This is a genomic window from Candidatus Nanopusillus massiliensis (genome assembly GCF_920984865.1).
In genome coordinates this window covers 183471-184088 of record NZ_OV100765.1, presented here as the reverse complement: position 1 = coordinate 184088, position 618 = coordinate 183471, and positions in this window count along the sequence as shown.

The window sequence follows — 618 nt, the reverse complement described above, 5'->3', positions numbered from 1 at the left end:
CGTATACTTTTATTACCAATTCTGGTACTTTATCNNNAATCCCTAATATTTTGGGCTTTTCAAAATCTATATGGTCTTCCATCTAAATAATTTATTTAAAAATCTTTTAAGGTTTTTATTCTAAAAATTTTTCCAAGAATATTTTATCAATTATCATTTTGTAGAAAAATTTTTGTAGAAAAAATGTATATAATACTAANNNCATTCATAATCCTATTCGGAATATTATAATAATACAGTTAACATCTATAGATTCCTATAATATTTTACATTTTTAATAAGTAACATTTGGAGATCTTTCCATTTATATTTGAATAATTTCAATATTATTTATATTCTATTGGCAATATAGAAGTTATAAAATGAACAAAAAGAATGTAAAAAATTTATTATATTTGGGGATAATAGATAAAAAAGAAAATTTATAAGAAAAAATAAAAAATTATCTATATGTTAGAAAAAGATATTTTAATTGTAAATCCAAAAAGCAATATTTCTATAGCAACATTGTGGGCAAAAAAGGATTTTATATATAATTCATTACCTGAAAATGTTAAAAATAAGGTAAATATAATTGGAACACTATATACAATCAATGGAATAAAATATTTAATTCAA